Source organism: Microbacterium sp. JB110, from assembly GCF_003335195.1.
GTDB lineage: Bacteria > Actinomycetota > Actinomycetes > Actinomycetales > Microbacteriaceae > Microbacterium.
On sequence record NZ_QPGM01000011.1, the window covers coordinates 22648 to 42085 of the forward strand.

The 19438-nt window shown below is 69.4% G+C and carries 17 protein-coding genes; 15 read left to right on the forward strand and 2 right to left on the reverse strand.

The window, feature by feature from the left end:
- The first annotated feature begins 2 nt into the window (after positions 1–2).
- Positions 3–1577 (forward strand): amidohydrolase, encoded by a 1575-nt coding sequence (locus CIK77_RS16470; protein WP_087055208.1) that lies wholly within the window; start codon positions 3–5, stop codon positions 1575–1577.
- 14 nt (positions 1578–1591) lie between these two features.
- Here the strand turns inward: CIK77_RS16470 and CIK77_RS16475 are convergent, their stop codons facing one another.
- The gene (locus CIK77_RS16475; protein ID WP_087055207.1) at positions 1592–3067 is read right to left on the reverse strand and encodes a PucR family transcriptional regulator; all 1476 of its coding nucleotides are present in this window, start codon (positions 3065–3067) and stop codon (positions 1592–1594) included.
- A 73-nt stretch (positions 3068–3140) separates the two neighbouring features.
- Between CIK77_RS16475 and CIK77_RS16480 the strand changes: the two genes are divergently transcribed.
- The 10 genes from CIK77_RS16480 (at position 3141) to solA (ending at position 15597) form a co-directional block, all read left to right on the forward strand.
- A complete protein-coding gene (locus CIK77_RS16480; protein WP_087055206.1) occupies positions 3141–4253 on the forward strand; it encodes a DUF917 domain-containing protein in 1113 nt (370 codons plus the stop codon).
- Positions 4250–5833, forward strand: a complete 1584-nt coding sequence (locus CIK77_RS16485) for a hydantoinase/oxoprolinase N-terminal domain-containing protein (RefSeq protein WP_087055205.1) — start codon at positions 4250–4252, stop codon at positions 5831–5833. Before CIK77_RS16480 ends, CIK77_RS16485 begins: the two co-directional genes overlap by 4 nt.
- A 47-nt stretch (positions 5834–5880) precedes the next feature.
- On the forward strand, positions 5881–7464 hold the full coding sequence (locus tag CIK77_RS16490; protein ID WP_087055204.1) for an ABC transporter substrate-binding protein: 1584 nt from the start codon (positions 5881–5883) through the stop codon (positions 7462–7464).
- Between the two features lie 11 nt (positions 7465–7475).
- Complete coding sequence (locus tag CIK77_RS16495) at positions 7476–8483, forward strand: ABC transporter permease (protein ID WP_087055203.1); 1008 nt, start codon at positions 7476–7478, stop codon at positions 8481–8483.
- Between the two features lie 10 nt (positions 8484–8493).
- Complete coding sequence (locus CIK77_RS16500; protein WP_087055202.1) at positions 8494–10323, forward strand: dipeptide/oligopeptide/nickel ABC transporter permease/ATP-binding protein; 1830 nt, start codon at positions 8494–8496, stop codon at positions 10321–10323.
- On the forward strand, positions 10320–11087 hold the full coding sequence (locus tag CIK77_RS16505) for an ABC transporter ATP-binding protein (RefSeq protein ID WP_087055201.1): 768 nt from the start codon (positions 10320–10322) through the stop codon (positions 11085–11087). Before CIK77_RS16500 ends, CIK77_RS16505 begins: the two co-directional genes overlap by 4 nt.
- Complete coding sequence (locus CIK77_RS16510) at positions 11087–12298, forward strand: M20 metallopeptidase family protein (protein ID WP_170934150.1); 1212 nt, start codon at positions 11087–11089, stop codon at positions 12296–12298. The genes CIK77_RS16505 and CIK77_RS16510 overlap by 1 nt, the downstream gene beginning before the upstream one ends.
- A gap of 21 nt (positions 12299–12319) precedes the next feature.
- Entirely contained in the window at positions 12320–13156 is an 837-nt protein-coding gene (locus CIK77_RS16515; protein ID WP_087055200.1) for an HpcH/HpaI aldolase/citrate lyase family protein, read from the forward strand.
- A complete protein-coding gene (locus tag CIK77_RS16520) occupies positions 13156–14304 on the forward strand; it encodes a CaiB/BaiF CoA transferase family protein (RefSeq protein WP_170934149.1) in 1149 nt (382 codons plus the stop codon). The genes CIK77_RS16515 and CIK77_RS16520 overlap by 1 nt, the downstream gene beginning before the upstream one ends.
- Before the next feature lie 174 nt (positions 14305–14478).
- Complete coding sequence (gene solA, locus CIK77_RS16525) at positions 14479–15597, forward strand: N-methyl-L-tryptophan oxidase (RefSeq protein WP_087055198.1); 1119 nt, start codon at positions 14479–14481, stop codon at positions 15595–15597.
- 21 nt (positions 15598–15618) lie between these two features.
- Here solA and CIK77_RS16530 read toward each other — a convergent pair whose 3' ends face one another.
- A complete protein-coding gene (locus CIK77_RS16530; protein ID WP_087055197.1) occupies positions 15619–16380 on the reverse strand; it encodes an IclR family transcriptional regulator in 762 nt (253 codons plus the stop codon).
- A gap of 46 nt (positions 16381–16426) precedes the next feature.
- Here CIK77_RS16530 and CIK77_RS16535 point away from each other — a divergent pair, with 46 nt between their 5' ends.
- The 4 genes from CIK77_RS16535 (at position 16427) to CIK77_RS18215 (ending at position 19430) form a co-directional block, all read left to right on the forward strand.
- On the forward strand, positions 16427–17191 hold the full coding sequence (locus tag CIK77_RS16535) for an IclR family transcriptional regulator (protein WP_249268604.1): 765 nt from the start codon (positions 16427–16429) through the stop codon (positions 17189–17191).
- A 95-nt stretch (positions 17192–17286) separates the two neighbouring features.
- Positions 17287–18099 (forward strand): protocatechuate 3,4-dioxygenase subunit beta, encoded by an 813-nt coding sequence (pcaH, locus tag CIK77_RS16540; protein WP_087055196.1) that lies wholly within the window; start codon positions 17287–17289, stop codon positions 18097–18099.
- A gap of 2 nt (positions 18100–18101) precedes the next feature.
- Complete coding sequence (gene pcaG / locus CIK77_RS16545) at positions 18102–18659, forward strand: protocatechuate 3,4-dioxygenase subunit alpha (protein ID WP_087055195.1); 558 nt, start codon at positions 18102–18104, stop codon at positions 18657–18659.
- Positions 18660–18941: 282 nt separating this feature from the next.
- Complete coding sequence (locus CIK77_RS18215; RefSeq protein ID WP_258861487.1) at positions 18942–19430, forward strand: lyase family protein; 489 nt, start codon at positions 18942–18944, stop codon at positions 19428–19430.
- The last annotated feature ends 8 nt before the right edge of the window (positions 19431–19438 follow it).

The window sequence follows — 19438 nt, forward strand, 5'->3', positions numbered from 1 at the left end:
CGATGACGACGCACATGTTCACGAACGCCAAAGTGTTCACCGGGGATTCGGAGACCGGCTTCGCCTCGGCGTTCCGCGTCGTCGACGGCACGATCGACTGGGTCGGCGACGCGGCGGAGGTCGTGGGGGAAGGATCCGTCGACCTGGGAGGGCGCACGGTGCTCCCCGGCCTGATCGACAGCCACACGCACCCCGCCCTGATCGCGGGCACCGCGGCCGCCGTCGAGTGCTTCCCGCCCGCGGTCACCTCTGTGGACGCACTGGTGGAGACACTGCGTGCGCACGCCGCATCGACATCGGGCGAGGAGTGGATCCTCGGTCGCGGTTTCGACGAGACCAGGTTCCCTGAGCGGCGGATGCCGACCATCGCCGACCTCGACCAGGTCTCAGCGGACCGACCCGTGCTGGTGTGGCGCTGCGATGCGCACTCCGCCGTGTGCAACTCCGAGGCGCTGCGGCTGGCAGGCATCGACGCCGACACGCCCGACCCGGAGGGATCGCGCTTCGAGCGCGACGATGCCGGGCGCCCGAACGGTGTGCTCACCGAGATCGCCGCCGTCAGTGCTGTCACCTCAGTCATCCCGCCGCCGACCCGCGAGGAGCAGATCGCGACGATCCTGACCTTCGGCGAGGACCTCGCCTCCCGCGGCATCGTCGCCGTGTGCGACCTGCTCTCCACGCGGATCGACGATCCGCTCGGCGTCTTCCGCGAGGCGGCCTCGCGCGGCCTGCGCACCCGCGTCGCGCTGTACCCGGGATGGGATCCGGAGCACCCGCTCGCCGATCTCGCGCCGGGCGACACCGCCGGCCGCATCCGCGTCGCGGGCGTGAAGGTCGTCCTGGACGGCGCCTATTCGAACCGAACTGCGTGGGTGCACGAGCCCTATCCGGAGTCCTGTGATCATGGACTGCGCCTCGTCGCAGACGACGACGTCCTCGCGGCAGCGGACTGGGCGCGCCGCAACGGTGTGCAGCTGGCGGTGCACGCGATGGGCGACCGCGCCCTCGATCGCGTGATCGAACTGTTCGCCGACCGGGAGCCGTGGCTCGACGACGTGCCGTCGGTGCGCATCGAGCACGCCACCCTGGTCAGCGACGACCGCGCGGAGCGGATGCGCGCAGCCAGGATGTCTTTCGGCATCGCCACGCACACGGTCTTCTTCTTCGCCGAGTACGACGGGTACGAGACGGCACTGCGCGCCGAGCAGGTGCCTGACGCGTATCCGATCTCGCGGCTGTTCGGCACGATCGAGGCACTCGCGTTGTCGTCCGACCGCCCGGCGACCGCGTGGAGCGGAGCCGACGACGTCATGCTCTCGATTGAAGCGGCCGTGCGGCGGATGGCGCACAACGGGACCGAGTTCGGCGCAGACGCCGCGGTCACGGTGCCGCAGGCGGTGCTGCTGTACACCGGCCGCGCGCGGCTGCTGTCACCGCTGCACGGTGTCGGCAGACTCGCCCCCGGTTTCGATGCGAGCTTCGCCGTGCTCGACCGCGACGTCTTCACCGTGCCGGAGGACGAGATCGCGTCGGTGCGCGTCGCCGAGACCTGGATCGACGGTCAGCGGGTGAAATGACGCTGATCCGGCGGTCAGGACGTGCCGAGCAGGCGCACCCGGCACGCCAGTTCGACCGCGAAGCGCACATCGGGGTCGTCGAGATCCACGTCGAGCCGTTCACGGATGCTCCGCATCCGGTAGCCGACGGCGTTGGGATGCAGCATGAGCTCGCGCCCGGCTCGGCTGAGCGAATTGCGGTTGCTGAGATAGGAGAGCAGGGTGCGCACAGCGGCGAGCGAGCGCTGCGGGCCGAGCGCGTCCAGCGGATGCAGCGCGTCCTCCAACAGGCTCCTGCTGATCGGGGAGGCGTAGAAATCCAGCAGCACCCGCCGCAGTCCGGTCACGTCCGTCGTCTCCACACCGCCGAGTCGCCCCGCGGTGATCGCCGAGTCGGCGGCCACACGCGCCTCCGCGGCGGACTGCCGCAGACCCGCCGGTCCGCTCTGCGGCGTTCCCAGCCCGAGCGTCCACGTCCAGTCGTCCCCCGAGAGCGTGCCTGCGTACGCCTGCACCCGTTCGGCGATCTCCCGCAATCGACGCTGGTGGTCTCCCGCACCGTGCTCCTCGGTGCAGACGATGAGCGCACCGTCCTGGATATGGGTGATGTGCCATTGCTCGGCTCGGTCCTCCACGAGCTGCAGGGCGAACAGCTCGATCGCGGGCTGAACACCGCGGGGCGGCGGGGCATCCGGATCCGAGCGATGCTGCGATCTGATCCACGCCGCCGCGTGCGACAGCTGCAGGGGCAGACCGAGGCGAGCGGCGGGGGCGACGAAGACGTCGACTCGTGACGCCTCGGCGAGCGTCAGCTCGGCGATCAGATCCGCCCTGGACCGGTTCGGGCCGAAGCGGTCGCGGATCTGGCGCTGGATGGAACGGGAGATGAGGGAGGAGACGACGGGGATCACCGTTCGCGTCGCATCATCCGGATGATCCGCCGACAGCCGGGCGATGGACACCTCGCCGATGAACACTGCTGAGCTGTCCGTCCAATCGGCGTGCGGGGCGTTCGACATCGTCAGCGTCGCCCCGAGCGCGCCGGATGCCGCGGCAAGGATGTGCTCGGGGTCAGCGTCCTCCTCGCCGGCCGCGGCGATGGCGCGCTCCATCGCGTAGCTGGCGCGCGTCATCGACTCCGCTGCGCCTCCCACCAGCACGCGGTCGATGGCGACGGCCAGGTCCGTCGGCGACTCCTCTCCCGAGACCATGACGGCGACTGCGCCGTTGTCCGCGAGCGCGGCAGCGGTCACAGTGAGGCCGAAGCCCTCGGGGAACACGATTCCCGCGACGCCCAGGGCGTTCGCGCGCCGGAGAGCGACGTCGACGAGGTACGGCGCGGGGATGTCGCCGGCAATGATCGCCAGGGTTCCGCGGGGACTCTTCGGCAGGGAGGCGAGCTCGATCACCTCGACACCGGTGACCGCTTCGGCCTCCGTGGGGCCCGCGAGCAGAGTCAGCCGGAGGCGATCTGCCTGAGCAAGCAGGTCTGCAACCTTGAACTGTGCCACAAGCACAATGTAGAAGATTTCTCAGTGCTTTTGGCACATTGTGACGCTATGTCCCCGCTCCTAGTGTCGACCTATGGCACCCGTCACTGAGCAGGCGATTCCCGACGAGCAGATTCTCACCAGGGTTCGACCGGAGGACGTGCCCGCGCTCGCAGCGGGCGCGGCGATCTTCGGAACCGGTGGCGGCGGCGCTGTGCACACGGCACAGCAGATCGTGCAGCGCGCGCTCGTCGAACACGGCCCCGTCGAGCTGGTCGGTGTCGACGACCTCACCGCCGACGACGCGGTCATCATGATGTCCGGGGTCGGTGCGCCGACGGTCGGCATCGAGATGCTCTCGTCGACAGCGCAGGCCGAGACCCTTCTCGCCGAGGCGCAACGAGCGCTCGGGCGCCGGATCACCACGATCATGCCGGCGGAGATCGGCGGAAGCAACGGAGTCTCGCCGATCGGATGGGCTGCGCGTCTCGGGGTCAAGGTGCTGGACGCCGACGGTATGGGACGCGCCTTCCCCGAAGCGACCATGATCTCCCCCAACGTCGCCGGTGTTCCGTGCGAGTTCGCCGTGCAGGCTGATGTGGTCGGCAACGTCGACGTGCGCAGGACGATCGATCTGACCTGGCTCGAGCGCCACGCGCGGGCGGGCGTCGTCGCCTCCGGCGGCATCGTCATCGCCGCGCACTATCCGCTCACGGCGGAGACCGTCCGCGGCGCGGTGATCCCGCGCACCATCAGCCGCGCCATCAGGGCGGGGCATGCCCTGCTGTCGTCTTCCGAGCCCGTGCCGGCCATCGCGGACGAACTCGGCGCCGAGACTCTGATCACGGGCAAGATCGTCGACGTCGCCAGGCGCACCGAGGGCGGTTTCGTGCGAGGGTCGGTCACCGTTGCGGGAACGGGGGAGAACCGGGGGCGCCTGCAGCGGATCGAGCTGCAGAACGAGAACCTCGTCGCGCTGGAGGACGGGAACGTGCTCGCCAGCGTGCCCGACCTCATCTCGATCCTCGACTCGGAGACGGGCCACGCCATCTCCACCGAGATGATCCGGTTCGGTCAGCGCGTCGCGGTGATCGCCTGGCCGTGCGATCCGCTCTGGCGCACACCGCGCGGCCTGGAGCTGGCCGGCCCCACCGCGTTCGGCTACGACCTGCCCTACGTCCCCTTCGAACGGAAGAGCCCCCGATGACCCTGGAGAACGGCCTGTCCATCGGCGTCGACGTCGGAGGGACGAACACCGACGCCGTCGTCCTCGATGCCGCGGGCACCGTGCTGGCGAGCACGAAGCAGCCGACGGCGGACGATGTCGTCGAAGGCATCCGCGCCAGCATCGGCACCGTGCTCGATGACATCGGCGAACGCCGCTCGCAGGTGACCAGGGTGATGCTCGGCACCACCCACGCGACGAACGCGATCGTGGCGCGGCGAGGGCTGGCCAAGGTGGCGGCGATCCGACTCGGCGCTCCCGCCGGAACCGAGTGGCCGCCCCTGGCCGAGTGGCCAGCCGATCTGTCCGCCGAGATCCTCGCGGGCTCGGTGATGCTCGGCGGCGGCCACATGGTCGACGGAACGCCGATCACACGGCTGGACCGCGACGGACTGCGCCGCTTCCTCGACGAGACCGCCGGCCACTGCGACGCGATCGCCGTCACAGGAATCTTCAGCCCGTCCTTCCCTGAGCAGGAGCGTGAGGTCGATGCGATCATCCGGGCCCACCTCGGCCGCGATGCGCCGATCTTCCTGAGCCAGGACATCGGCCCCACCGGGCTGATCGAGCGCGAGAACGCAACGGTGCTCAACGCCGCGCTGCACCGCGTCGCACACGACGTGACGCACGCGCTGCTCGCCGTCGTCGAGGAGCAGCGGCTGGATGCGGTGACGTTCTTCGCGCAGAACGACGGCACCCTGATGTCGCTCGACGTCGCGGAGATGTTCCCCGTGCTGACGATCGGCTCCGGGCCGGCGAACTCCATCAGGGGAGCGGCCTATCTCTCCGGAGCCTCGGACGCGATCGTCGTCGACGTCGGCGGCACCACCAGCGACCTCGGAGTCGTCGCGAACGGCTTCCCGCGCGAATCCACCCTCCCTCGGGAGATCGGCGGTGTGCAGACGAACTTCCGGATGCCGGACATCCTCTCGCTCAGCATCGGCGGCGGCACGCTCGTCGACGTGGCCACGGGCAGGGTCGGTCCCGGATCGGTCGGCCATCGCATCAATCGCGAGGGGCTGCTGTTCGGCGGATCGACCGCGACTCTCACGGATGCCGCATCGCTGCACGGCTCGCCGGTGGCCGGCCGCCGACTCCCGAAGCTCGATGGGGCCACCGCAGCGGCACTCGAGGCGTCGCTGGCGATCGTCGCCGACCGGTTGGAGGAGGCGGCCGAACGCCTTTCGCTGGGGCGGATGGACCTTCCGCTCGTCGTCGTCGGCGGCGGCGGATTCCTTGTGCCGGACGGGCTGAACATCGCCGGCGACGTTCTGCGCCCCGCCTACGGCGACGTCGCCAATGCGGTCGGCGCGGCGATCTCGCTCGCCGGTGGTCGTGCCGAGCACATCGCGCACATCGAAGAGCGCGCCGAAGGCATCGAGGCCGCATCGGAAGCGGCGATCGCCAAGGCCATTCAGGCGGGTGCAGACCCGCTGAGGGTTGAAGTCGTCGAAGTCCTCGAGACGCCGATCTCGTACACGTCCCACCCGACAGTGAGCATCTCCGCCAAGGCGGCTGGCCCGCTGTCCCATCTGGGCGGGGCCGTTCCTTCTCCCGCGTAGGAACGGCAGCGCCCGCACGACAGCAATACCCGATAGAGGAGAAAGCCATGAAGCACAGCACTGCAGTACCGGCAGCCGCTGCTGCCGTCGTCCTCGCACTGACCCTCACTGCCTGCGGCGGCGCAGAACCGGATGGCGACGGCGAAGTCGTCTCCGGTGGCACCTTCCGACATGCGATCTTCCCCGAGGTCGGCAGCATCATCCCGATGAGTGCCACCCAGCCTCAAGAGATCCAGATCATCACCTACGCCTATGAGTCGCTCATCTACACCGACCAGGAGGGGCAGCAGGTGCCGTGGCTCGCCGACTCCTGGGAACTGGCGGACGACGGCACCTCGGTGACCTTCGAACTCAAAGACGGGGTCACCTTCCACGACGGCACACCGTTCGACGCGGAGGTCGCGGCGGCCAACATCAACTACCACTCCGACCCCGACAACGCGACGACGCTCGCGGATGTGCTGCCAGCGGGGCTCGAAGCGAGCGGCGAGGACAGCACACTCACGGTCACCGCCGATGTGGCCGACCCGTTCCTGGCGAACGTGATCGGCGACATCGTCATGGTCGGCGACGCCGGTCTGCAGGATCCGTCCAGCCTCGAAGGCGCCTCCAACGGCACCGGGCTCTACGAGCTCACCGACGTCGAGGCCGATCTGTACGTCTTCGATGCCAGGGACGACTACACCTGGGGGCCGGACGGGCTGACCTCTGACACCGAAGGGCTGCCGGACGCACTCGAGATCAGCGTGGTCGCGGACGCCTCGACGCGGGCGAACCTGCTGCTCTCCGGCGAGGTCAACGCCGCAGCCGTGGAGGGCCCTGATCAGGAGCGCATCGACAGCGCGGGCTACGAGTTCGCCGGCACCATCAACCCGATCGGCCAGATGCTCTTCAATGAGCGGGAGGACCGTCCCACGCACGACCCGCGCGTGCGGGAAGCGCTGATCCTGGGCTTCGACCACGGGGACGCATCCGAGGTCGTCTCGAACGGCCGCCCCGTCGACCTCACCTCGTGGATCACCGACGCGCCGTTCACGTGCTTCAACGAGGAGCCGGTCTGGGAGCGTCCCGCCGCCGATGCAGGGCGCGCGGCAGAGCTGCTCGACGAGGCCGGATGGACCGAGGGCGCCGACGGCGTCAGGGAGAAGGGCGGCGAACCGCTGGAGATCGACTTCATCTACGACGCCGGGTCCACCGCCCACACCTCCGCCGCCGAACTGCTGGCGCAGGACTGGGAGGAGCTGGGCATCACGACGGAACTGATCGCGATGGACGGCGCCGGGTGGTCGGAGTACCTGTACGAGACCTTCGACTACGACACCGGCTGGATCCAGATCGGCGTCGGCAGCCCCGTCACGCAGAACCTGTTCTACGGAGGAGCGTCACCGGAGGACGGTGGCCTGAACTTCATGGGCGTCGACGACGACGAGTACAACGCGCTCGCCGAGCAGGCGGGGTCCGCCGCGGACGCGGACGAGGCGTGCGAGTACTGGTCGGAGGCGGAGAAGCTGATCGTCGAGAAGTTCCACACCCTGCTGCTGACAGGCACCATCCGGCCGACGTACATGTCCGGAGCGGAGTTCGAGTTCACGGACTACCTCCAGCCTGTGACGATCCGCATGACCGAGTGAGGGAACCTCTGATGTCAGCGACGGCGACTCGGCCGGTTCGGCTTCCGCGGCTCAGGCAGCTGCGAGGGCGGCTCTCGCCGCGAACCGACTTCGCGATCAGGAGGCTCGGGCGGCTCATCGTCAGCCTCGTCATCGTCGTTCTCGCCACGTTCTTCCTGGTCCACATGGTGCCGGGCGATCCGGTCAGAGCCGCGCTGGGGCCGACAGCCCCAGCCGGTCTGGTCGAAAGCACTCGGCTGGCGCTGGGGCTCGACCAGAGCGTGCCGCAGCAGCTCCTGAGCTACATCGCGGGGCTGCTGCAGGGCGACCTGGGCACATCCATCCAGTCCGGTCTCTCCGTGAGCGACACGATCGCCTCCCGTTTCCCGACCACGCTGACCCTCGCCGCGCTGGGCTTCGTCGTCGCCGTCGTCGGCGCTTTGCCGATCGGCATGGGTGCGGCTCTCATCGCGCGGACCCGTCGGGGACGGACCATCAACGGCGGCATCTCCGGGTTCCTCGGTGTGCTGATCGCGATCCCCGACTTCGTGCTCGCAGTCGGGCTGATCTCGGTGTTCAGCATGTGGCTGGGGCTGCTCCCGCCCGCGGGCTGGGGCGATGCGCCGAACGCAGCGCTGCCCGTGCTGGCACTCTCGCTCGGCGCCATGGCCTACCTGGCGCGGATCGTGCAGGTGGAGATGATCAAAGTGCTGGACTCCACCTACATCACCACCGCGCGTGCCAAGCGGCTTCCGCAGCGGCTCATCCTGTTCCGTCATGCGCTGCCGAACATCGTCACGGCTACGCTCACCGTCGGCGGGCTGCTGCTGTCCGCCCTGGTGGCGGGAACCGTGATCATCGAGACGGTCTTCGCCATTCCCGGCGCCGGCAACACGCTCGTCTCGGCAGTGGGCACGAAGGACTATCCGATGATCCAGGGCATGGTGCTCGTCTACGCCGCCATGGTCCTCGCTGTGAACCTCGTCGTCGATCTGATCCTGATCACGATCGACCCCCGAACCACGATCGCAGAAGGGTGAGTGACAGACGATGACGTCCTCCGTCCCCGGCAGGCTCGGCACCTCGACCCCCGGCGAACCCGCCGCCAAGCAGCGCAGGCGCTCCCGCTGGATGAGCTTCACCGGCATCGCCGCCGCAGTCGGCGTCGCGGCGCTGCTGGCCATCGCCGTCATCGGCCCCAGCATCTGGACCGAAGCCGCGACAGTGCGCAACATCGCCGAGCGCTGGGCGCAGGCCGGTGCGGAGCATCCGTTCGGCACGGACGACATCGGCCGCGACATCTTCGCGCGCGTCATGGTGGCCACGCGCACATCGCTTCTGCTGACGATCGGGGCGACGGCGATGCTCGTCGGCGGCGGACTGATCATCGGCCTCACCGCTGCGCTGCTCCCGCGCAGGCTCCGTCGCGCTCTCATCTGGGTGATGGACATGCTGCTGGCCTTCCCCTGGCTGCTGCTGGTGCTGTTCTTCACCGTCATCTGGGACGCGACCGCAACGGGCGCGATGCTCGCCATCGGTCTCGCCGGCATCCCGAATGTCACGCGCCTCGTCTACAACATGGCCGCGTCCGTGACGGACCAGGACTACGTGCGCGCGGCCAGGGTCGTCGGAGTCGGGCCGTACGGCATCATCACCAAGCACGTCCTGCCGAACATCGCGAACCCTCTGCTCGTGCAGTCGGCGGCGGCTGCCAGCACGACGCTGCTCGCCTTCGCCGGGCTCTCGTTCCTCGGGCTCGGGGTCCAGGCACCGGAGTACGACTGGGGCCGGCTGCTCAACGAGGGCCTCAGTCACCTGTACACGAACCCGATGGCGGCTTTGGGCCCTGGCATCGCCGTCGTCTTCGCGGGCGTCGTCTTCACGATGATCGCCGAGACGGTCGGCGATCAGCCGGGACAAGGGCTGCGCTCTGTCGTCAGGGCCGGCCGCGGCATGGTCCTCGGCTCGCGGCAGAAGGCCGCCGCCCCGGCCGCCCCCGAGCGGGACGACGATTCCAGGCTGGCCGAGGTCCGCGATCTTCACGTCGCCTTCCCGGATGGTGAAGGCGGGCTCGTCGAGCGTGTGCGCGGCGTCGACCTGCGCGTCGCGCCGGGCGAGGTCGTCGGCATCGTCGGAGAGTCGGGATCGGGGAAGTCGCTGACGGCGATGGCGATGGCAGGGCTGCTGGGGAAAGAGGCCGCCGTGTCCTCCTCGGTGCATTCCTTCGACGGCATGAACATGGCCGGTCCGCTCAGCGCCGCCGACCGCTCGCGGCTCGGCGTGGAGCTGGGCATGGTGTTCCAGGATCCGCTCACCTCGCTGAACCCGGCGCTCACGATCGGACGGCAGCTCACCGAGGTGCCGGAGGCTCATCTGCATATGAGTCGGGCTCAGGCCAGACGTCGGGCCGCCGATGCCCTGGGCTCCGTCGGCATCGCGGACAGCGAGCGCAGGCTCCGCCAGTACCCTCACGAGTTCTCCGGAGGCATGCGGCAGCGCGCGATGATCGCGATGGCATTGACGGGCAGGCCGAAGGTGATCATCGCCGACGAACCGACCACGGCGCTCGACGTCACGGTGCAGAAGCAGGTGATGAAGGTGCTGCGGCGGGCACAGGAGGCGACGGGAGCCGCGATCGTCTTCATCTCGCACGACATCGCCCTGGTGTCGGCCTTCTGCGACCGTGTGCTCGTGATGAAGGACGGCCGCGTCGTCGAGGAGCTCGATGCCGAGCGGATTCAGCAGGACGCGAAGCATCCGTACACCCGTGCGCTGATCGCCTGTCTGCCCGACATGCGCTCGGATCGGACGCGGCCGCTGCCTGTGATCTCCGAGGCGCTGCTGGCCGAAGCCGAGGCAGCCGAGGAGGTGTCAGCATGAACGCTCTGGAGATAGAGAACCTGCGTGTGCGTTACGGCGGCATCGACGTGGTGTCGGATGTGAGCCTCGCCGTTCCCCACGGGAAGACGGTCGCGCTGGTGGGGGAATCCGGCTCGGGCAAGAGCACGATCGCCGCAGCGGCGGTCGGGCTGGTGCGCCCCGCCTCCGGCGACATCCGCGCGGACGGGGTGAGCGCGCTCGGTGCGGGGAAGCAAGCGCGCGCCGCGCGCCGACGCCTGCAGCTGGTCTTCCAGGACCCGTTCTCGGCGCTCGACCCCCGGATGAGCATCGGCGAGTCGATCGCTGAGGCGCTCCGTGCGACCGGTCGTCGCTGGAGCCGTGCCGGGGGTGTTGCGCGGGTGCGGGAGCTGCTGGGGCGGGTGCATCTCGACCCGGATCGCGCCGACGAACGACCTTCCGCTCTCTCGGGAGGGCAGCGGCAGCGGATCACGATCGCCAGGGCCCTCGCCGGTGAGCCGTCCGTGCTCATCGCCGATGAAGTCACCAGCGCGTTGGACGTGTCGGTGCAGGGCGCCATCCTGAACCTGCTGCGCGAGCTGCAGGACGAGCTGGGGCTGTCGATGCTGTTCATCTCGCACAACCTCGCGGTGGTGCGCTACATCAGCGACTCGGTCTGCGTGATGCGCGACGGGCGCCTGATCGAGTCGGGGCGCACCGAGGAACTCCTCGACCGTCCGGATGACCCCTACACCCAGGATCTGCTGGATGCTGTTCCTGTTTTGGGAGAGAGGATGACGTTCTGATGCACCATGCCGAGGTCGACCTGTTGGACCTGCGCTCGTTCGCCACGCAGGCGAGCGCGATGAGGGATGCTCTCGTGTCCGTTCGTCGAGAGCTGCACGAGCACCCGGAGCTGGGCCTGCTGCTGCCTCGCACTCAGCGGGTGGTTCTGCGTGAGCTCCAAGGGCTCGGGCTGGAGATCTCCACCGGCGCAGGGCTGTCGTCTGTGACGGCGGTGCTGCACGGCGGCATGCCTGGCCCGACCGTGCTCCTGCGTGCGGACATGGACGGTCTGCCGATCGCGGAGGCCACGGGACTGCCCTTCGCCTCAGCCGATGACACGATGCACGCCTGCGGGCACGACCTGCATATGGCGGGTCTGCTCGGCGCGGCACGGCTGCTCGTCGAACGACGCGACGAACTTCCCGGCAGCGTCGTCTTCATGTTCCAGCCGGGCGAGGAGGGGTACGCGGGCGGGCGTCTGATGATCGAGGAGGGCGTTCTCGAGGCCGCAGGTGGTCGCCCGGTCGCCGCGTACGCCGCCCACGTGGAGTGCACAGTGCCTCGCGGCCAGATGGTGACGAGAAAGGGTTCCATGATGGCGAGCGTCAGCGCGATGCGGATGACGCTGCGCGGTACGGGCGGGCACGCCGCCTTCCCTCAGACGGCGATCGATCCGGTGCCCGTCGCAGCACAGCTCATCCTGGCGGCGCAGGCCTTCGTCGCCCGTCGCCTGCCGGCCGTCGACCAAGCGGTGGTCTCGATCACGAAGCTCGCCAGCGATTCCGCCGCAGGCAACGTGCTCGCCGCCGAGGTCGGGATGGAGGCGAACATCCGGACGCTGTCCGCCTCCACGTTGGAGACCGTCCGCGAGCAGCTGCCGCCGATGCTCCGCGGCATCGCCGAGGCGAACGGCTGCACGCTGGAAGCGGAGTTCATCGAGTCGTATCCGGTGACCTACAACGATCCGGTCGAGACGGGCTTCGTGCTCGACGCCCTGGACGAGCTGGTGGGGTCGGAGCGGGTCACTCGGTTGGAGACGCCGTCGATGGCGTCCGAGGACTTCGCCTATGTGCTCGATGAGGTGCCGGGCACGCTGGTGTTCCTCGGCGCGGAGCCGGCGGGCGGGTCGGGACCGCTGCATTCCGAGCGCGCCGTGTTCGACGACAGCGTGCTCGATCTGCAGGCATCCGTGCTCGCCGAGCTCGCGTGGCGCCGCCTCGCCCGTGGTTGAGAGACCGAGGGAGGTCTGAGAATGCACAACAGCGGTGCAGTGCCGGGCCCGGCGATGCTGTTCTGCCCGGCCGATAGGCCCGAGCGGTTCTCGAAAGCGGCCTCGTGCGCCGATGCCGTCATCCTGGACCTGGAGGACGCCGTCGCGCCGGAGGGCCGCAGCGCGGCCCGTGCCGCCGTCTCGGCGTCGTCGCTGGCGCCGGAGACGACGATCGTGCGGATCAGTCCGGCGGGCACACCGGAGGCCGGTCTCGACCTCGCCGCGGTGGCCGACACCCCGTACCGGCGCGTGATGCTTGCCAAGACCGAATCCGCCGCGCAGCTCGACGCCCTGCGGAGCGCGGGCTTCGACGTCATCGCCCTGTGCGAGACGGCCGCGGGAGTGGAGAACGCCGCAGAGATCGCCCGTCACCCCGCCGTCGCGGCACTGATGTGGGGAGCGGAGGATCTCGTGGTGAGCATGGGAGGGCGCTCCAGCCGGAGCGCTGGCGGGACGTACCGTGACGCGGCTCGATATGCGCGCTCCCGCGTGCTGATCGCGGCGCGATCGGCGGGTAAGGCTGCCGTGGATGCCGTGCATCTCGACATCGCTGACGTGAAGGGACTCAGGGCGGAGGCATCGGATGCTGCCGCCGTCGGCTTCTCGGCAACCGCCTGCATTCACCCGAGTCAGGTCGAGGTGATTCGCGCGGCCTATGCGCCTTCCCCCGCCGAGCGGGAGTGGGCGATCGCGGTGCTCGACGAGGCGGAATCGCAGCCAGGTGCGTTCCGGTTCCGCGGCCGGATGATCGACGAACCGGTGCTCCGGCAGGCGCGAGCCGTGCTCGGCGCCGCCCCCACGAAGCTGGAGGAAGAATGATGAGCGGCCCTCTTGCGGGTCTGCGCGTGCTCGATGTCACTTCCGTGATCATGGGGCCCTACGCGACGGCGATGCTCGGCGACATGGGCGCCGACGTGATCAAGATCGAACCGCCGGCCGGCGACGTCGCCCGGCGGATCGGCCCTTCCCGCTCGGAGGGGATGAGTGCGGTCACCCTGAACCTGGGGCGCAACAAGCGCAGCGCGGTGCTGGACAGGAGCAGTGACGACGACCGCCGCACGCTCGCGGAGCTGATCCGCGGGTGCGACGTGATCGTCACGAACCTGCGGCCCGGCTCGCGTCGCAGACTCGACGTGGATTGGGACTCCGTGCGCGAGCTCAATCCGGAGGCGATCCTGTGCACTGCGCAGGCCTTTGCCGCCGGCTCGACGAAGAGCGAGGAGCCCGCGTACGACGACGTGATCCAAGCCGCATCCGGGATGTCGGACATCTATCGCCGAGCGCACGGCGCCCCGGCGTTCGCGCCGTCCGTGCTGGCCGACAAGATCTGCGGCCTGATGATCGTGAACTCCGTTCTGGCCGCGCTGCACAGCAGGGCGTCGACGGGAGAGGGGCAGTGGGTCGACGTGCCGATGGCCGACGCGATGCTGGCCTTCAATCTCGTGGAGCACCTCGGCGGCGGCACCTTCGACCCTCCCGAGGGCGAGATCGGGTGGAACCGCACCCTCGTGTCGAATCGCGGGCCCCATCGTGCGGCGGACGGGTGGATCTGCGTGATGCCGTACACCGACGAGAACTGGGCCGACTTCTTCCGAGCCGTCGATCGGCCGGACCTCGCCGCAGATGCCCGGTTCTCCAGCAACGGTGCCAGGCACGAGCACAACGCCGTTCTGCAGGCTGAGCTGGCCGAACTGATCGCTGGTCGCACCGTCGCCGAATGGCTGGAGCAGTGCCGGTGCCTCGGCATCGCCGTGGAACCGGTGCTCGATCTCGACCGCATCGACGAGAACCCGTACTTCGCGCAGCGCCGGGCGCTGATCGACGCGCACCACCCGACCGAGGGCGACTACCGGCTCATCCGGTTCCCGATGGACTTCTCGGGCACACCGGTCACCGACTATCGACCTGCCGAGCCGCTGGGCCCTCGCCTTTCCGCGATGCGCTGGCTGTCACCGGGGATGCCCTGAGCGACGTTCCCCCGGCACATGCGTCGCTCGCCTTCGTGTGGCTCCGACACATGGTCGCGGCACGGGCCAGCGGGCACAGTGGTCGTGCGGCACTCGTCGCAGCGGAGCAGAACGCAGGGCCCCGCGTGGGCGTCCTGGAGAATCCGCGGAGCAACGCGGGGGTGAGGAGAGGTCATGGAGTCGTTCGAGGTCGCCGTCGTCGGGATGGGCGCCATGGGCAGCGCCGCCGCCTACCACCTCGCCCGTCGCGGTGCGAGCGTCGTCGCGTTCGAGCAGTACGATCTCGGCCACGTCCGCGGTGCGTCCCATGACACCTCGCGCATTGTGCGCACCTCCTACGGTGCGCCGGAGTACGTCCGCCTCGCCCAGTCGGCCTACCGCGACTGGGCGGATCTCGAGCAGGAGTCGGGTGAGCGGTTGCTGACCGTCACGGGCGGCGTGGTCTTCCTCCCGGTCGACGGCCCGTACTCCGCGTCGGATTTCACCTCGGCGCTTCACGAGTGCGGGGTGCCGTACGAGCTCCTCAGCCCGGAACAGGTGCGTCAGCGCTGGCCGCAGTTCAGCGTGCCTGACGGGGTGGAGACGGTGTACACAGAGGACTCCGGCATCGCGCACGCCGCGCGCACCGTGGCGACCCTGCAGATGCGAGCGCGAGTGCACGGCGCGGACATCCGTGACCGAACGAGCGTCGAGAGCATCGTCCCCGACGGCGATGGAGCGATCGTGCGTACCTCGGAGGGTGATGTGCGCGCCGGTCGCGTCATCGTGGCGGCCGACGCCTGGACGAACGCGCTGCTCGAGCCGCTGGGAGCAGCCATCCCCCTGGACGTCATGCAGGAGCAGGTGACGTACTTCCGCCCGGCCGACCCCGAACCGCTGGGGCCGGATCGCCTTCCCGTCTGGATCTGGGAGGACGAGGAGTGCTATTACGGATTCCCGACCTACGGTGAACCGACGGTCAAAGCCGGCCGCGACGTATCCGAGAACCGGATGCTCCCGCAGGAGCGCTCATTCGTACCCTCTGACGAGCTCTCCCGCGAACTGGCCGAGTTCGTCGGCGGGCTCATTCCCTCATCGGGCCCCGCGCTGCGCACGGTCACCTGCCAATACGCGCTGACGCCGAACCGGCGCTTCGTGCTGGCTCCCGTGCCCCAGCATCCGGCGATCATCGTCGGCCTCACGGCCGGGCACGGCTTCAAGTTCACTCCGGCGATCGGTCGCGTGCTCGCAGAGCTCGCTCTCGACGGCGAATCGACGGACGACGTGTCCGCGTTCGGCTTTCCCACCCCATGATGCGGCCGGGCTCGTGAGCGCTCATATCTGGGGCGACTGAGTCAGCTGCCCCGAGATCCGGATGGCCGCCGAGTGCAGCTCGTCGACGGCCCCGGCTGTGGGTGCGGCGCGCGGGATGACCACCGACAGCGCGGCGATCACGGGCCCCGTCTTTCCGTCGCGCACGGGCACGGCGATGCCGGTGGAGACGTCCTCGATCGAACCGGGGGCGATGGCGACCCCGTCGCGCCGGATCCGCTCGAGCGCCGGGCGCAGGGCATCCGGGTCCGTCACGGTCTCCGGTCCCACGGCGGCCAGCGGCCCGCTCAGCACGCGCTCGCGCAGCGCGTCGTCGGCGTGGGCGAGCAGCACGAGGCCGGATGAGGAGGCGTGCAGCGGCAGGCGACCTGCGATGCGCGTGATGTTCGACACTGCGCGCGGGTTCGACAGCCGCTCCAGGAACAGTGCCTCGTCCTGCTCGAGCACGGCGAGCTGGGTGTGCTCGCGCAGCCTGGCCTGCACGTGCTCCATGTGCGGGAGCGCGATCTGGCGAAGGCGCAGCGCCTGCGATCCGCGCTGGGCGAGCTCCCACAGGCGCAGGCCGAGTCGGATGCGACCCGCATCGTCGCGCTCGAGCAGGCCGCTGTCGACGAGGTCGGCGACCATCCGGTGCCCCGTCGACGGCGGAAGCTCGGCGCGGCGGGAGACCTCCGCGACGGTCTGCACCGCGCGGTCGGCGTCGAACGTCTCGAGCACGCGCACGATGCGCTCTGTGACCGATTCGCCGCTCGGTGAGTTCGCCATCCGGGCCCCGTCTCCTGATCAGTGGGAGAAAGTCTAAAGTAGGGGTGTGACGACGGCGACCGATGACAGCGGAATGCTCGCCCGCGTCATGCGCATCCTGGGCTGCTTCACTGAGGACGATCACGAGCTCGGCGCGTCGCAGCTGGCGGAGATGACGGGCCTTTCGCCTTCGACGCTGCACCGCATCACGTCGCAGATGGTCGATGCGGGGATGCTCACGCGGGTGCCGGGGCGCCGCTACGCGCTGGGAGACCGGCTGTTCGAACTGGGTGAGCTCTCGCCGCTCTCGCTGCGCCTGCGCGAAACGGCGCTGCCGCACATGCAGCGTCTGTATGAGGCGACGGGAGAGAACGTGCACCTGTCGGTGCTCGACCGGTCGGAGCCGAGCGGGGCGGCTGCGCTGTTCGTCGGGCGCGTGACGGGGCACGGTTCGATTCCGACGCTGACCCGGATGGGCGGGCGCCAGGTGCTGCACGCGGTCGGAACGGGAAAGGCGCTCCTGGCCGCGCAGAGCGACGACTGGATCGCCGAGTATCTCCGGTCGCCGCTGCTGCACGAGACGGTGCACACGCTGGTGACGGCGGAGGACATCCGTGCCGATGTGGAGGCGACCAGGGCCCGCGGCTACGCCGTCGCGCGTGAGGAGATGACGCTCGGTAACGTGTCGATCGCGGCGACGCTCGGCACGCTCCCCGGTCTGCCGCCGGCTGCGCTCGGCGTGGTGGTGCACATCGACCGTGCCGACGAGCGCCGGCTCGGCGGACTGGTGCGTCAGGCCGCGGTTGATCTCACTCGCGCACTGCGCGCCTGACATCGCACCACCTCCCGCTCAGCGGGAGGTGAGGCATCAACGGGAGGGCGGGTGCGCGAACCTGGACGGGATCGTTCCTGTCGAAGGAGACACCTATGGCTGACAACCAGGCAGCGGCACCCGAGTCGCTCCTCGCGGCCCCGGATCAGGCATCACAGAGCCAGATCACGGAAGAGATCCGCAGCATCCACGCAGACGCCGCCGCACGCGTCGCCGCAGGCGAGAACGTGCCGACCACGCTCTATGACTTCTCGCCGTACCGCTCGAGCGTGCTGCGCCACCCCACGAAGAACCCCAAGCTGGTCGATCCGGAGACGATCGAGCTGTGGAGTCCGGCGTACGGCGAGCGCGATGTCGCCGCACTCGAGGCCGACCTCACGCTGCAGCACCGCGGCGAGCCGCAGGGCGAGCGCATCACAGTCTCCGGCCGGCTGCTCGACGGCTGGGGTCGCCCGATCGCGAACCAGCTCGTCGAGGTGTGGCAGGCGAACGCCGCTGGCCGCTACATCCACCAGCGCGACCAGCATCCCGCACCGCTCGACCCGAACTTCACGGGCGCGGGCCGCACGGTGACGAACGCAAACGGCGAGTACCGGTTCACCACGATCAAGCCTGGCCCGTACCCGTGGAAGAACCACATCAACGCCTGGCGTCCGGCGCACATCCACTTCTCGGTGTTCGGCTCGGGCTTCACCCAGCGACTCATCACCCAGATGTACTTCCCGGCCGACCCGCTGTTCGCGCTCGACCCGATCTTCAACACGATCCGCGATGAGAAGGCTCGCGACCGGCTCATCTCCACGTACAACCACGACGACACCGTTCCGGAGTTCTCGATGGGCTACAACTGGGACATCGTCGTCGACGGTCCCGACCACACGTGGTTCGAGTCGGAGGAGGAGCACTGATCATGGCGAACGAGAAGACCATGCAGCCCACGGGCGGTCAGACGATCGGTCCGTTCTTCCGATTCGGCCTCGAGTACGACCGGATGAACGAGATCGCGTTCCCGCACAGCGCGGGCTCCGTCGTGGTGAAGGGCACGCTGTACGACGCTGAAGGTGCACCGATCCCCGACGGGCTGATCGAGATCTTCGGCGCCGACACCGACGGCACGGTGCCGCGCGACCGCGGCGCACTCGCCCGCGACGGCTTCAGCTTCACCGGATTCGGTCGATGCATGACCAACGACTCCGGAGAGTTCCATTTCTGGACGCGCAACCCCGGCGCGATCGACGGCAGGGCGCCGTTCTTCGCGGCGATCGTGTTCGCGCGCGGACTGCCGGACAAGCTGCACACGCGCATCTACCTTCCGGATGACGAGAAGCTGCTCGCTGAGGACACGCTGCTGTCATCCCTGTCGGTCGCCGAGCGCACCACGCTGGTCGCCGAGCGCACCACCGACGGCAGCCTGCGGCACGACATCCACCTGCAGGGCGAGAAGGAGACGGTCTTCCTGCGCTACTGAGACGGCGCAGGCACCTGGCACCGTGCCTGCGGTCTCCGAGACGAGCACGACCGCGCGAGATGAGCGGGATCCGGATGGATCCGGCCGAGTTTCGGGCGGTCGTACTCATCTGGGTGGGGCGTCGAGGTGGAGAGCACGTTCCGAATGGCGACGCCCGGAGAAGGGATCAGCATGAGTGATGGGGCGCCCCGCACGTCGCTGACCGACGGCGCGGGGGCGGCAGAGCCCTCGATGCGGGGCAACGGCTCGCCCCGTCCAGCAGAACCGGCTAGCGTCGATCAGGTGAGCGAACGATCCGAACCAGCGGCTGGCTTCGACGCGGGGCTGCTGAGCCCTGTGTCTGCTGGCCGAGACGATCTCGTCTCAGACGGCGCCGTGTTGCGCGCGCTGGTCGAGGCAGAGGTCGCCCTCGTGCGCGCATACGCTGACGCCGTCGCGCAGTCTGCTGCGCCGGGGGCGGGCTCCGCCGAGGCAGAGAAGCTGCGACGCGCGGCGGACGCCGCCGACGCGCTGCACGCCGTCGCGATCGACCCGGCGCGGCTCGCCCGCGATGCCGTCGCGGGCGGCAACCCGGTCATCCCGCTCGTCAAGGCGCTGCGCGCCGGGGCTCCGGATGGCCTCAGGGAGTGGGTGCATCGGGGCGCCACCAGCCAGGACATCCTCGACACGGCGCTCATGCTCGTCGCCCGGGACGCCGTCGAAGGGCTGCTCGTCGACCTCGACCGGGCGGCCGCGCTCTGGGCGCCTTCGCGCGCGCCCCGGATGTCGTAGCGCCGCCG